General features: G+C 70.4%; 14 protein-coding genes. All 14 read left to right on the top strand.

Annotated elements, in window-relative coordinates:
* The first annotated feature begins 162 nt into the window (after positions 1 to 162).
* Positions 163 to 915: a phosphatidylinositol phosphate synthase gene (pgsA, locus tag OG254_RS09445; protein WP_405594911.1), complete on the top strand. Its 753-nt coding sequence runs from the start codon at positions 163 to 165 to the stop codon at positions 913 to 915.
* Positions 912 to 1,841, top strand: a complete 930-nt coding sequence (locus OG254_RS09440) for a phosphatidylinositol mannoside acyltransferase (RefSeq protein ID WP_405579422.1) — start codon at positions 912 to 914, stop codon at positions 1,839 to 1,841. Before pgsA ends, OG254_RS09440 begins: the two co-directional genes overlap by 4 nt.
* Positions 1,838 to 3,013 (top strand): glycosyltransferase family 4 protein, encoded by a 1,176-nt coding sequence (locus OG254_RS09435; RefSeq protein ID WP_405579419.1) that lies wholly within the window; start codon positions 1,838 to 1,840, stop codon positions 3,011 to 3,013. Before OG254_RS09440 ends, OG254_RS09435 begins: the two co-directional genes overlap by 4 nt.
* A 109-nt stretch (positions 3,014 to 3,122) precedes the next feature.
* Entirely contained in the window at positions 3,123 to 3,665 is a 543-nt protein-coding gene (locus OG254_RS09430; RefSeq protein ID WP_405579417.1) for a hypothetical protein, read from the top strand.
* Between the two features lie 127 nt (positions 3,666 to 3,792).
* Positions 3,793 to 4,698: a pyridoxal 5'-phosphate synthase lyase subunit PdxS gene (pdxS, locus tag OG254_RS09425; RefSeq protein ID WP_147997148.1), complete on the top strand. Its 906-nt coding sequence runs from the start codon at positions 3,793 to 3,795 to the stop codon at positions 4,696 to 4,698.
* 13 nt (positions 4,699 to 4,711) lie between these two features.
* Positions 4,712 to 5,320, top strand: coding sequence for a pyridoxal 5'-phosphate synthase glutaminase subunit PdxT (gene pdxT, locus OG254_RS09420; protein WP_405579413.1), 609 nt, complete (start codon positions 4,712 to 4,714; stop codon positions 5,318 to 5,320).
* A gap of 48 nt (positions 5,321 to 5,368) precedes the next feature.
* The gene (locus OG254_RS09415; RefSeq protein WP_351197015.1) at positions 5,369 to 6,121 is read left to right on the top strand and encodes a YebC/PmpR family DNA-binding transcriptional regulator; all 753 of its coding nucleotides are present in this window, start codon (positions 5,369 to 5,371) and stop codon (positions 6,119 to 6,121) included.
* 141 nt (positions 6,122 to 6,262) lie between these two features.
* Positions 6,263 to 6,805 (top strand): crossover junction endodeoxyribonuclease RuvC, encoded by a 543-nt coding sequence (gene ruvC, locus OG254_RS09410; RefSeq protein WP_405579410.1) that lies wholly within the window; start codon positions 6,263 to 6,265, stop codon positions 6,803 to 6,805.
* Positions 6,802 to 7,407 (top strand): Holliday junction branch migration protein RuvA, encoded by a 606-nt coding sequence (ruvA, locus tag OG254_RS09405; protein WP_405579407.1) that lies wholly within the window; start codon positions 6,802 to 6,804, stop codon positions 7,405 to 7,407. Before ruvC ends, ruvA begins: the two co-directional genes overlap by 4 nt.
* 73 nt (positions 7,408 to 7,480) lie before the next feature.
* The gene (gene ruvB, locus OG254_RS09400; RefSeq protein WP_147997153.1) at positions 7,481 to 8,551 is read left to right on the top strand and encodes a Holliday junction branch migration DNA helicase RuvB; all 1,071 of its coding nucleotides are present in this window, start codon (positions 7,481 to 7,483) and stop codon (positions 8,549 to 8,551) included.
* A gap of 198 nt (positions 8,552 to 8,749) precedes the next feature.
* Complete coding sequence (yajC, locus tag OG254_RS09395; protein ID WP_405579403.1) at positions 8,750 to 9,247, top strand: preprotein translocase subunit YajC; 498 nt, start codon at positions 8,750 to 8,752, stop codon at positions 9,245 to 9,247.
* A 132-nt stretch (positions 9,248 to 9,379) separates the two neighbouring features.
* On the top strand, positions 9,380 to 11,131 hold the full coding sequence (secD, locus tag OG254_RS09390; RefSeq protein WP_405579400.1) for a protein translocase subunit SecD: 1,752 nt from the start codon (positions 9,380 to 9,382) through the stop codon (positions 11,129 to 11,131).
* 1 nt (position 11,132) lies between these two features.
* Positions 11,133 to 12,257 carry a protein translocase subunit SecF gene (secF, locus tag OG254_RS09385; RefSeq protein ID WP_405579397.1) on the top strand — a complete coding sequence of 375 codons (1,125 nt, stop codon included), beginning with the start codon at positions 11,133 to 11,135 and terminating at the stop codon, positions 12,255 to 12,257.
* Positions 12,254 to 12,793 (top strand): adenine phosphoribosyltransferase, encoded by a 540-nt coding sequence (locus OG254_RS09380; protein ID WP_351197004.1) that lies wholly within the window; start codon positions 12,254 to 12,256, stop codon positions 12,791 to 12,793. Before secF ends, OG254_RS09380 begins: the two co-directional genes overlap by 4 nt.
* The last annotated feature ends 206 nt before the right edge of the window (positions 12,794 to 12,999 follow it).

Raw genomic sequence — 12,999 nt, 5'->3', positions numbered from 1 at the left:
TGCGAGGCGGCTCCGGTGACGCCCGCGGTCCTTCGAGCTTTCCACTCCCGTCACGGTGCGTCCATACGGCGGACGCGATCCTGCCATCCGGGACCGGTGGACCCGGCCCGCTCACGCGCTGTACGAGTGCCCGGCGGTCGCACTCACGCGCGCGTGGCTACGATGGGCCAGCCGGTGGCCAGCAGAGGCCGCGGCGTCACACCGACCCTCGGGAAGGCCATGCTGAACAAGTACGCGCGTGCATTCTTCACGCGTGTCCTCACCCCGTTCGCCGCGTTTCTGATCCGGCGGGGCGTCAGCCCCGACACCGTCACGCTCCTCGGCACCGCCGGTGTGGTCGCGGGCGCGCTGGTCTTCTACCCCATGGGCGAGTTCTTCTGGGGCACGGTCGTGATCACGCTGTTCGTGTTCTCCGACCTCGTCGACGGCAACATGGCCCGCCAGCTCGGCCGCTCCAGCCGCTGGGGCGCCTTCCTGGACTCCACGCTCGACCGGGTCGCCGACGGTGCGATCTTCGGCGGCTTCATCCTCTGGTACGCCGGCGACGGCGACGACCTCGTCCTGTGCGCGGTCTCGATCTTCTGCCTGGTCAGCGGCCAGGTGGTGTCGTACACCAAGGCCCGAGGCGAGTCGATCGGCCTGCCGGTCGCGGTCAACGGCCTGGTCGAGCGAGCGGAACGCCTGGTCATCTCCCTCGTCGCGGCCGGTCTCGCGGGTCTGCACAAGTTCGGGGTGCCCGGCATCCAGTACCTGCTGCCGGTCGCCCTGTGGATCGTCGCGGTCGGCAGCCTCGTCACGCTGATCCAGCGCGTCGTCACGGTCCGCCGCGAGTCCGCGGAGGCGGAGGCGGAGGCCGCGGCTGGCGCCCAGGAGGATCCGCAGAACGCCTCTCACGGGAGCGAGGCCGCCAAGTGAGTGCCCAGGACCGCCTCACGGACGCGCTGTACGGACTCGGCTGGGGCACCGTCAAGAAGCTCCCCGAACCGGTCGCCGTCCGGCTCGGCCGCACCATCGCCGACCTCGCCTGGAAGCAGCGCGGCAAGGGCGTTCAGCGGCTGGAGAGCAACTACGCGCGCGTGGTGCCCGACGCGAGCCCGGAGCGCCTGGCCGAGCTCTCGCGCGCGGGCATGCGGTCGTACCTGCGCTACTGGATGGAGTCCTTCCGGCTGCCCGCCTGGAGTCCCGAGCGCATAAAGAACGGTTTCGACCCCAAGGACGTCCACCATCTGACCGACGCCTTGGCCTCGGACCAGGGCGTCATCCTCGCCCTGCCCCACCTGGCCAACTGGGACCTCGCGGGCGCCTGGGTCACCACCAAACTGGAGACGCCGTTCACGACGGTCGCCGAACGCCTCAAGCCCGAGACGCTCTACGACCGCTTCGTCGCCTACCGCGAGGGCCTCGGCATGGAGGTCCTGCCGCACAGCGGCGGCACCGCCTTCGGCACGCTGGCCCGCAGGCTGCGCGACGGCGGCCTGGTCTGCCTGGTCGCCGAACGCGACCTGTCCGCCTCCGGTGTCGAGGTGGACTTCTTCGGCGCCACGGCCCGCATGCCCGCGGGCCCCGCCCTGCTCGCCCAGCAGACCCGGGCGCTCCTGCTCCCCGTCACGCTCTGGTACGACGACTCACCCGTCATGCAGGGCCGGATCCACCCCCCGGTCGAGGTACCCGAGTCAGGTACCCGGGCCGAGAAGACGTCTGTGATGACACAGGCGCTGGCCGATGCCTACGCCTCGGGGATCGCCGAACATCCGGAGGACTGGCACATGCTCCAGCGCTTGTGGCTCGAGGACCTGGAACCACGACCATCCGCCGACGGCCGGGACGGGGAACGTCCGTGAGGATCGGCATCGTCTGCCCCTACTCCTGGGACGTCCCGGGCGGCGTCCAGTTCCACATCCGCGACCTCGCCGAGTACTTCATCCGGCTCGGCCACGAGGTGTCCGTCCTGGCCCCCGCCGACGACGACACCCCGCTCCCGCCGTACGTCGTCTCGGCGGGCCGTGCCGTTCCCGTGCCGTACAACGGCTCGGTCGCCCGCCTGAACTTCGGCTTCCTCTCCGCGGCCCGGGTCCGTCGCTGGCTGCACGACGGCCGGTTCGACGTCATCCACATCCACGAGCCCGCGTCGCCGTCGCTCGGCCTGCTGGCCTGCTGGGCGGCGCAGGGCCCGATCGTGGCGACGTTCCACACCTCGAACCCGCGCTCCAGGGCCATGATCGCCGCGTACGCCATCCTTCAGGCGGCCCTGGAGAAGATCAGCGCCCGGATCGCGGTGAGCGAGTACGCCCGCCGCACGCTGGTGGAACACCTCGGCGGCGACGCGGTCGTCATCCCGAACGGCGTCGACGTCGACTTCTTCGCCAAGGCCGAGCCCAACCCCGAGTGGCAGGGCGACACGATCGGCTTCATCGGCCGCATCGACGAGTCCCGCAAGGGCCTGCCGGTCCTGATGCGGGCCCTGCCGAAGATCCTCGCCGCGCGCCCGCAGACCCGGCTCCTGGTGGCCGGCCGGGGCGACGAGAAGGAGGCGGTGGAGTCCCTGCCCGCCGAGCTCCGCTCCCGCGTCGAGTTCCTCGGCATGGTCAGCGACGACGACAAGGCCCGCTTCCTGCGCAGCGTCGACCTGTACGTCGCGCCCAACACCGGCGGCGAGAGCTTCGGGATCATCCTGGTCGAGGCGTTGTCGGCCGGCGCCCCGGTCCTCGCCTCCGACCTCGACGCCTTCGCCCAGGTCCTCGACCAGGGCTCGGCCGGCGAACTCTTCGCCAACGAGGACGCCGACGCCCTCGCCGAGGCCGCCGTACGCCTCCTGGAGGACCCGGCCCGCCTGACGGAGCTCCGGGAGCGCGGGAGCGCACACGTACGCCGTTTCGACTGGTCGACCGTCGGCGCGGACATCATGTCGGTGTACGAGACGGTGACGGACGGCGCGGCGGCGGTGGCGGCGGACGAGCGGACCGGAGGCGGGGGGAGCGGGCTGCGGGCCCGGCTGGGGCTGGCGCGGGACTGACGGGGTGGCTGCGGGCTCCCGGTGACGGCGACACCGGCGCCGACGCCCCGACCGAACACAAGCGCCCCGCACGAACCCCGGCCGGCCCGGCGGAGCTAGTGTGCCGCCCGTGACCGCAACCCTGATCTGGATCCTCGTCGCCCTCGTGGCGATCGGCCTCTACCTGAGCTGGACCGCGGGCCGCCTCGACCGGCTGCACGCCAGGATCGACGCGGCACGCGCCGCGCTCGACGCCCAGCTGTTGCGCCGCGCCTCAGTGGCCCAGGAGCTGGCCACCTCCGGCGTACTCGACCCGGCCGCGTCGATCGTCCTGTACGAGGCCGCCCACGCCGCCCGCCAGGCCGAGGAGGAGCAGCGGGAGGTCGCCGAGAGCGAGCTGAGCCAGGCGCTGCGCGCCGTGTTCGCCGAGCCCCAGCAGGTGGAGGCGGTACGGGAGGCCCCAGGGGGCGTGGAAGCGGCCCGTGAGCTGACCGAGGCGGTGCGCCGGGTACCGATGGCCCGGCGGTTCCACAACGACGCCGTACGGGCCGCCAGGGCGCTGCGCCGGCACCGCAAGGTCCGCTGGTTCCGGCTGGCCGGACACGCGCCGTTCCCGATGGCGTTCGAGATGGACGACGAGCCGCCCGCGGCATTGGTCGACAGGGCCGCCTGACCAGCGCGTTCACGCCATCGGGCCGGAAAAGGATCCACCGGGTACTCATTGGCCCTTGCAGTGGCCTGGTCCATTCACGTTTCCTCGGTGCTTGCAGTAACCCACTTTTCACCGTGTGAGGTCACCCGTGTCCATCTCCGAAAACCAGACCCCCGAGACCGGCACCGCCCGTGTGAAGCGCGGCATGGCCGAGCAGCTCAAGGGTGGCGTGATCATGGACGTCGTCACGCCGGAGCAGGCGAAGATCGCCGAAGACGCGGGCGCCGTCGCCGTCATGGCCCTGGAGCGGGTCCCCGCCGACATCCGCAAGGACGGCGGCGTGGCCCGGATGTCCGACCCGGACATGATCGAGGGCATCATCGACGCCGTCTCCATCCCGGTCATGGCCAAGTCCCGCATCGGTCACTTCGTCGAGGCCCAGGTCCTGCAGTCCCTCGGCGTCGACTACATCGACGAGTCCGAGGTCCTCACCCCGGCCGACGAGGTCAACCACAGCGACAAGTTCGCCTTCACGACCCCCTTCGTCTGCGGCGCCACCAACCTGGGCGAGGCCCTGCGCCGGATCGCCGAGGGTGCGGCCATGATCCGCTCCAAGGGCGAGGCCGGCACCGGCAACGTCGTCGAGGCCGTCCGCCACCTGCGCCAGATCAAGAACGAGATCGCCCGCCTGCGCGGCTACGACAACAACGAGCTGTACGCCGCCGCCAAGGACCTGCGCGCCCCGTACGAGCTGGTCAAGGAGGTCGCCGAGCTCGGCAAGCTCCCCGTGGTGCTGTTCTCTGCGGGCGGTGTCGCCACCCCGGCCGACGCCGCGCTGATGCGCCAGCTCGGCGCCGAGGGCGTCTTCGTCGGCTCCGGCATCTTCAAGTCCGGCGACCCGGCCAAGCGCGCCGCCGCCATCGTGAAGGCGACCACCTTCTACGACGACCCGAAGATCATCGCGGACGCGTCCCGCAACCTCGGCGAGGCCATGGTCGGCATCAACTGCGACACCCTCCCCGAGACCGAGCGCTACGCCAACCGCGGCTGGTAAGGCACCACATCCCATGAGCAACACCCCCGTCATAGGCGTCCTGGCCCTCCAGGGCGACGTACGGGAGCACCTCATCGCCCTGGCCGCGGCCGACGCCGTGGCCAGGCCGGTGCGGCGCCCCGAGGAGCTCGCCGAGGTCGACGGTCTCGTCCTCCCCGGCGGCGAGTCCACGACCATCTCCAAGCTGGCCGTCCTCTTCGGCGTGATGGAGCCGCTGCGCGCGCGCGTGCGGGACGGCCTGCCCGTCTACGGCACCTGCGCCGGCATGATCATGCTCGCCGACAAGATCCTCGACCCGCGCTCGGGCCAGGAGACGATCGGCGGCATCGACATGATCGTGCGCCGCAATGCCTTCGGCCGCCAGAACGAGTCCTTCGAGGCCGCTCTCGACGTGAAGGGCATCGCGGGCGATCCTGTGGAGGGCGTCTTCATCCGCGCCCCCTGGGTCGAGTCCGTCGGCGCCGAGACCGAGGTCCTCGCCGAGCACGAAGGCCACATCGTCGCGGTCCGCCAGGGCAACGCGCTGGCCACGTCGTTCCACCCGGAACTGACCGGCGACCACCGCGTGCACGGCCTGTTCGTCGACCTGGTGCGCGCGAACCGGACAGCGGAGTCCTTGTAGGATCTCTGGCGTTCGTTCATAGATGGGTTACGCGAAGGAGACAGGCAGATGTCCGGCCACTCTAAATGGGCCACGACGAAGCACAAGAAGGCCGTGATCGACGCCAAGCGCGGCAAGCTCTTCGCGAAGCTGATCAAGAACATCGAGGTCGCGGCGCGCATGGGCGGCGTCGACATCGAGGGCAACCCGACTCTCTACGACGCCATCCAGAAGGCGAAGAAGCAGTCGGTGCCGAACAAGAACATCGACTCCGCGGTCAAGCGCGGCGGCGGTCTCGAGGCCGGTGGCGCCGACTACGAGACGATCATGTACGAGGGCTACGGCCCGAACGGCGTCGCGGTGCTGATCGAGTGCCTCACCGACAACCGCAACCGCGCCGCCTCCGACGTCCGCGTCGCCATGACCCGCAACGGCGGCAACATGGCCGACCCGGGCTCGGTGTCGTACATGTTCAGCCGCAAGGGCGTCGTCATCGTCCCCAAGGGCGAGCTGAGCGAGGACGACGTCCTCACCGCCGTCCTGGACGCGGGCGCCGAGGAGGTCAACGACCTCGGTGAGTCCTACGAGGTCATCAGCGAGGCCACCGACATGGTCGCGGTCCGCACCGCCCTCCAGGAGGCCGGCATCGACTACGACTCCGCGGACTCCAGCTTCGTGCCGTCCGTCCAGGTCGAGCTCGACGAGGAAGGCGCCAAGAAGATCTTCAAGCTGATCGACGCGCTCGAGGACAGCGACGACGTGCAGAACGTCTTCGCCAACTTCGATGTCAGCGACGAGATCATGGAGAAGGTCGACGCGTAGCGCCGCCGCGAGCTGCACGGGCTCAACGGGCCGACGGGGGATCCCCGTCGGCCCGTCGCTTTGTCGGGAGTTGCTGCCCGGCGTTGTCGGTGGCACCGGATAGCCTGCACAAACAGGCGATCGAGGGAGGGGGGGCGCGGGGTGCGCGTACTGGGGGTGGACCCGGGGCTGACGCGATGCGGTGTCGGCGTGGTCGAGGGCGTCGCCGGACGGCCGCTCACCATGCTCGGCGTCGGAGTCGTCCGTACGCCCGCGGACGCCGAGTTGGGACACCGCCTCGTCGCCATCGAGCAGGGCATCGAGGCCTGGCTCGACGAGCACCGGCCCGAATTCGTCGCCGTGGAGCGGGTGTTCAGCCAGCACAACGTCCGTACGGTGATGGGCACCGCCCAGGCCAGCGCCGTCGCCATGCTCTGCGCCGCCCGCCGCGGCATCCCCGTCGCCCTGCACACCCCCAGCGAGGTCAAGGCCGCCGTCACCGGCAGCGGCCGCGCCGACAAGGCCCAGGTCGGCGCGATGGTCACCCGGCTCCTGCGGCTGGACGCGCCCCCCAAGCCGGCCGACGCCGCCGACGCCCTCGCGCTCGCCATCTGCCACATCTGGCGCGCTCCCGCACAGAACCGGCTCCAGCAGGCGGTCGCCCTGCACACCGCCAAGGCTTCATCGAAAGGCCGTATCGCATGATCGCGTTCGTCAGCGGCCCGGTCGCCGCCCTCGCCCCCGACTCCGCGGTGGTGGAAGTGGGCGGGATCGGCATCGCCGTCCAGTGCACGCCGAACACTCTGTCGGGTCTGCGGATGGGCCAGCAGACCAAGCTGGCCACCTCCCTCGTCGTGCGTGAGGACTCACTCACCTTGTACGGCTTCGCCGACGACGACGAGCGTCAGACCTTCGAGTTGCTGCAGACCGCGAGCGGCGTCGGCCCGCGCCTGGCCCAGGCGATGCTGGCGGTCCACTCGCCCGACGCCCTGCGCAGAGCGGTCACCACCGCCGACGAGAAGGCGCTCACCGCCGTCCCCGGCATCGGCAAGAAGGGCGCCCAGAAGCTGCTCCTGGAGCTGAAGGACCGCCTGGGCGAGCCCATCGGCGCGCCCGCGATCGGCGCCCCGGTCACTCAGGGCTGGCGCGATCAACTGCACGCCGCCCTGATCGGCCTCGGCTACGCGACCCGCGAGGCCGACGAAGCGGTCGCCGCCGTGGCGCCCCAGGCCGAGGCCACCGAGGGCACCCCGCAGGTGGGCAAGCTGCTGAAGGCCGCTTTGCAGACCCTCAACAGAGCGCGCTGATCGACAGACCTGACGACACCGGCGTACGGCTCACCCTCGTACGACATCCACCGCGACCCGCGAGGCACACGCAATGAACTGGGACGACACCACCGACACCCCCGCCCCCGAGCGGCTCGTCGGTGCGTCCGCCGACCGTGAGGACCAGGCCGTCGAGGCAGCGCTGCGCCCGAAGGACCTGGGCGAGTTCATCGGCCAGGAGAAGGTCCGCGAACAGCTCGACCTGGTCCTGCGCGCCGCACGCGCGCGTGGCGCCACCGCCGACCATGTGCTGCTCTCCGGCGCCCCCGGCCTGGGCAAGACCACCCTGTCGATGATCATCGCGGCCGAGATGGGCGCCCCCATCCGCATCACCAGCGGCCCCGCCATCCAGCACGCCGGCGATCTCGCCGCGATCCTCTCCTCCCTCCAGGAGGGCGAGGTCCTCTTCCTCGACGAGATCCACCGCATGTCCCGGCCCGCCGAGGAGATGCTGTACATGGCGATGGAGGACTACCGCGTCGACGTGATCGTCGGCAAGGGTCCCGGAGCCACCGCCATCCCGCTGGAGCTGCCCCCGTTCACCCTGGTCGGCGCGACCACCCGGGCGGGCCTGCTGCCGCCGCCGCTGCGCGACCGCTTCGGCTTCACCGCGCACATGGAGTTCTACGAGCCCGTCGAGCTGGAGCGTGTGATCCACCGCTCGGCGAACCTCCTCGACGTCGAGATCGAGGCCGACGGCGCCGCCGAGATCGCCGGCCGCTCCCGCGGCACGCCCCGTATCGCCAACCGCCTGCTGCGCCGGGTCCGCGACTACGCCCAGGTCAAGGCGGACGGGATCATCACCCGGGACATCGCCGGGGCCGCCCTCGCGGTGTACGAGGTCGACGCCCGTGGCCTCGATCGGCTGGACCGCGGCGTCCTGGAGGCCCTGCTCAAGCTGTTCGGCGGCGGTCCGGTCGGCCTGTCCACGCTCGCGGTCGCGGTGGGGGAGGAGCGTGAGACCGTGGAGGAGGTCGCCGAACCCTTCCTCGTGAGGGAGGGTCTGCTCGCCCGCACCCCCCGCGGGCGCGTCGCGACGCCCGCCGCTTGGGCGCATCTCGGCCTCACCCCGCCCCGCTCGTCAGCTGCCGGAAACGGACAACAGGACCTGTTCGGGGCGTGAGGGCGCGGTGACGGCGAGCGTGATGGCACCGTGACGGCGAGCTCAGTGGCCGGAGCAGGAACCCCGGTGCCATGCTGAGCGTTGTTCCATGCGCGGAGACTCGCTTAGACTCCGCCGATGCCGCCTCTGTCGGCGGCGCACAATCCCCCAACCATCAGGCCGTTCACCACCGCGGTCGTGTGAAGGAAGTTCCGACCCGTGAGTCTCGTGACCCTCCTCCCGTTCATCGTGCTCATCGGGGCCATGTTCCTGATGACCCGGTCGGCCAAGAAGAAGCAGCAGCAAGCGGCCGACATGCGGAACCAAATGCAGCCTGGCAGCGGTATCCGCACCATCGGGGGCCTGTACGCCACCGTCAAGGAGGTCAGCGACGACACGGTCCTCGTTGACGCCGGACCGGGCGTGGAGCTCCTCTTCGCCAAGAACGCGATCGGTGCCGTCCTCACGGACGACGAGTACAACCGCATCGTGCACGGCATCGAGCACGACCTGAAGTCCGACGTCGTCCCGGACGACGCCTCCTCCCTCACCGGGACCGACGAGTCCGCCGCTGCCGCCGACTCCGACGAGAAGCCCGTCGACCTCGGTAAGAAGGACGAGAGCGACGAGGCCGAGGAGCCGACCGACGCCGTGACCGCCGAGGCGAAGGCGGACGACGAGCCGAAGAAGTCCGGCGGCGACTCCGAGGCGAAGTAGTCATGCTCCCGGGCGCGCGGGCCACGCCTGCGCGCCCCCGGGCATGCCGACTTCGCAGGGGATCCCGACACCATGTCATGGCCGCCCGCCCGTCGATCCGGAGTGAGGCGGCCCGAGAGGGAGTACGAGAAGGTGGCAGCACCTAAGAAGGGCCGGAGCGCGAGCGCCCAAAGCAAGCCGGGGCGCTCGCTGGCCCTCATCCTGATCGCCATCGCGGCGCTCACCGGAGGGATGTTCGCCTCGGGGCACACCACTCCGCGACTCGGTATCGACCTGGCAGGCGGCACGAGCATCACGCTTCGCGCGGTCGCCGAGCCCGGCCAGGAATCCGCGATCAACAAGACCAACATGGACACCGCGGTCGAGATCATGGAACGCCGTGTCAATGGTCTGGGTGTCTCGGAGTCCGAAGTACAGACCCAGGGCGATCGCAACATCATCGTCAACATCCCCAAGGGCACCAATTCCAAGGAAGCCCGGGACCAGGTCGGCACCACCGCCAAGCTCTACTTCCGTCCGGTGCTGCAGCGCGAGGCCGCCACCGGTGCGGCGACGCCCACCCCGAGCGCAAGCTCCAGCGGGAGCGGCTCCCCGAGCGCGTCCACCACCGACAAGGCCAAGGACTCCGCAACGTCCGGCTCCGGCAGCCCGTCGGCCAGCGCCACCTCGCAGGGCCGCGCCGTCACCGATGCGCTCAAGGCGGACGCCACGCCGTCCGCGAGCAACAGCCCCGAGAACTCCGGCAGCCCTTCGCCGTCCAGCACCTCCGGCTCCTCGTCCAGCGAGCTGGAGAAGCAGTACGCCGCGCTCAACTGCGCCGACCCGAAGCAGCGCGCCAACGCCGGCAAGGGAGCCAAGCAGGACGAGCCCACCATCGCCTGTGGCCAGGACGACAAGGTGTGGAGCAAGTTCGTGCTGGGCCCGGTGGACGTCGACGGCACCGAGATCACGAAGGCCCAGGCGACCTTCGACACTCAGAGCGCCGCAGGCTGGCAGGTCGACATGACCTTCAACTCGGCCGGTGCCAAGAAGTTCGCCGAGATCACCGGCAAGCTGGCGCAGCAGACCACCCCGCAGAACGAGTTCGCGATCGTTCTGGACGACGAGGTCGTCTCCCACCCGTTCGTCCAGGGCGCCATCGGCGGGGGTAAAGCGCAGATCTCCGGCAGCTTCACCCAGGAGGAGGCGCAAAGCCTCGCCAACATGCTGTCGTACGGCGCCCTGCCGCTGTCCTTCCAGGAGGACAGCGTCACCACGGTGACCGCCGCGCTCGGCGGTGAGCAGCTGAAGGCCGGTCTGATCGCCGGTGCGATCGGTCTCGCCCTGGTCGTGATCTACCTGCTGGTCTACTACCGCGGCCTGTCGCTGGTGGCTCTCCTCTCGCTGCTGGTCTCCGCGGCCCTGACCTACACGATCATGTCGCTGCTCGGCCCGACCATCGGCTTCGCGCTGAACCTGCCGGCCGTCTGCGGTGCCATCGTCGCCATCGGCATCACAGCGGACTCGTTCATCGTGTACTTCGAACGCGTCCGCGACGAGATCCGCGAGGGCCGTACCCTGCGCCCCGCCGTCGAGCGGGCCTGGCCGCGCGCCCGGCGCACCATCCTGGTGTCCGACTTCGTGTCGTTCCTCGCCGCCGCGGTGCTCTTCATCGTCACCGTCGGCAAGGTCCAGGGCTTCGCGTTCACGCTCGGCCTGACCACCGTGCTCGACGTGGTCGTCGTGTTCCTCTTCACCAAGCCGCTGCTGACGCTCCTGGCCCGCACGAAGTTCTTCGGGAGCGGCCACAAGTGGTCCGGCCTCGATCCCAAGCGACTGGGAGCCAAGCCGCCGCTGCGCCGCAACCGCCGTCCCTCCGCCCCCGTCGAGATGAAGGAGGCGTGAGATGTCGAAGCTAGGCACCCTCGGCGCCCGACTGCACCGTGGCGAGGTCGGCTATGACTTCGTCGGCAACCGCAAGATCTGGTACGGCCTCTCGATCCTGATCACCATCACGGCCATCGTCGGCCTGGCGGTGCGCGGCCTGAACATGGGCATCGAGTTCCAGGGCGGAGCCGTCTTCAACACCCCGAAGACCAGCGTCTCGGTCTCCCAGGCGCAGGAGTACGCGGAAGAGGCCTCCGGCCACGACGCGATCGTCCAGAAGCTCGGCGGCGGCGACGACGCCAAGCTGCGCATCCAGGTCGCGGGCATCGACACCACCCAGGCCAACAAGGTCTCGGCGGAGCTGGCGGAGAAGCTGGGCGTCAACGAGGACGACGTCACGGGCGAGCTGGTCGGCCCCAGCTGGGGTGAGCAGATCGCCAACAAGGCCTGGCAGGGTCTCGGGATCTTCCTCGTCCTTGTGGTGATCTATCTGGCGATCGCGTTCGAGTGGCGCATGGCGCTCGCCGCGTTCGTCGCGTTGATCCACGACATCACCATCACGGTCGGCATCTATGCCCTCGTCGGCTTCGAAGTCACGCCGGGCACGGTGATCGGTCTGCTGACCATCCTTGGTTATTCGCTCTACGACACGGTCGTCGTCTTCGACAGCCTCAAGGAGCAGACGAAGGACATCACCAAACAGACCCGCTGGACCTACAGCGACATCGCCAACCGCTCGATCAACAGCACCCTGGTCCGCTCCATCAACACCACGGTGGTCGCGCTGCTGCCGGTGGCGGGCCTGCTGTTCATCGGTGGCGGCTTCCTCGGCGCCGGCATGCTCAACGACATCTCGCTGTCGCTGTTCGTCGGCCTCGCGGCCGGTGCGTACTCCTCGATCTTCATCGCCACGCCGCTCGTCGCCGACCTCAAGGAGCGCGAGCCGCAGATGAAGGCCCTGCGCAAGCGTGTGCTCGCCAAGCGGGCACAGGCCGCCGCACAGGGCGAGGCTCCGGAGGCCCCGGCCGGCGACGAGCACCACGACGACGAGCCGGAGGACGCCGCTCCCGCGGTCGTCGGCCCGCGCAACCAGCCCGCGTCCCGTGGCCGCGGCCGTGGCCGACCCTCGGGGAAGCGTCGATGACCGACATCAAGGAGCTCCTGCTCAGCCGTATCCGTGACGTGGCGGACTACCCGGAGCCGGGCGTGATGTTCAAGGACATCACCCCGCTCCTGGCGGACCCGGCGGCGTTCACGGCGCTCACCGACGCGCTGGCGGAGGTCGTCGGGAGCACCGGCGCCACGAAGATCGTCGGCCTGGAGGCCCGGGGCTTCATCCTGGGCGCACCGGTCGCCGTCCGCGCGGGCGTCGGCTTCATCCCCGTACGCAAGGCGGGCAAGCTCCCTGGAGCGACCCTCAGCCAGACGTACGACCTGGAGTACGGCTCCGCGGAGATCGAGGTCCACGCCGAGGACCTGAGCGCGGCCGACCGCGTCCTCGTCATCGACGACGTCCTGGCGACGGGCGGCACCGCGGAGGCCTCGATCCAGCTGATCCGCCGGGCCGGCGCCGAGGTGGCAGGCCTGGCCGTCCTGATGGAGCTGGGCTTCCTCGGCGGCCGGGCCCGCCTGGAGCCGGCCCTGGCCGGCGCCCCGCTGGAGTCCCTGCTCACCGTCTGAACCGCCCCACCCGAGGCCCGAGCGTCTCGTGGGGCACCTCGTCGCAGCACCGGATGCCGCGCACCTGACGTACAGGTGCGCGGCATCCGTGCGTCTCAGGGTGCGCGCGAGCGGTTCGGCCCAGCGCAGGCGCGCAACCGGTGGACGAGGGTGCCTCGCGCGCCCTTTCTCTCCGCTCTCCCCGCTGCTCTACGCGCACGCGCCTG

Source organism: Streptomyces sp. NBC_01092 (assembly GCF_045039535.1).
Lineage (GTDB): Bacteria > Actinomycetota > Actinomycetes > Streptomycetales > Streptomycetaceae > Streptomyces.
Note: the sequence above shows the minus strand (reverse complement) of the source record. Positions and strands in the feature narration are given on the sequence as shown.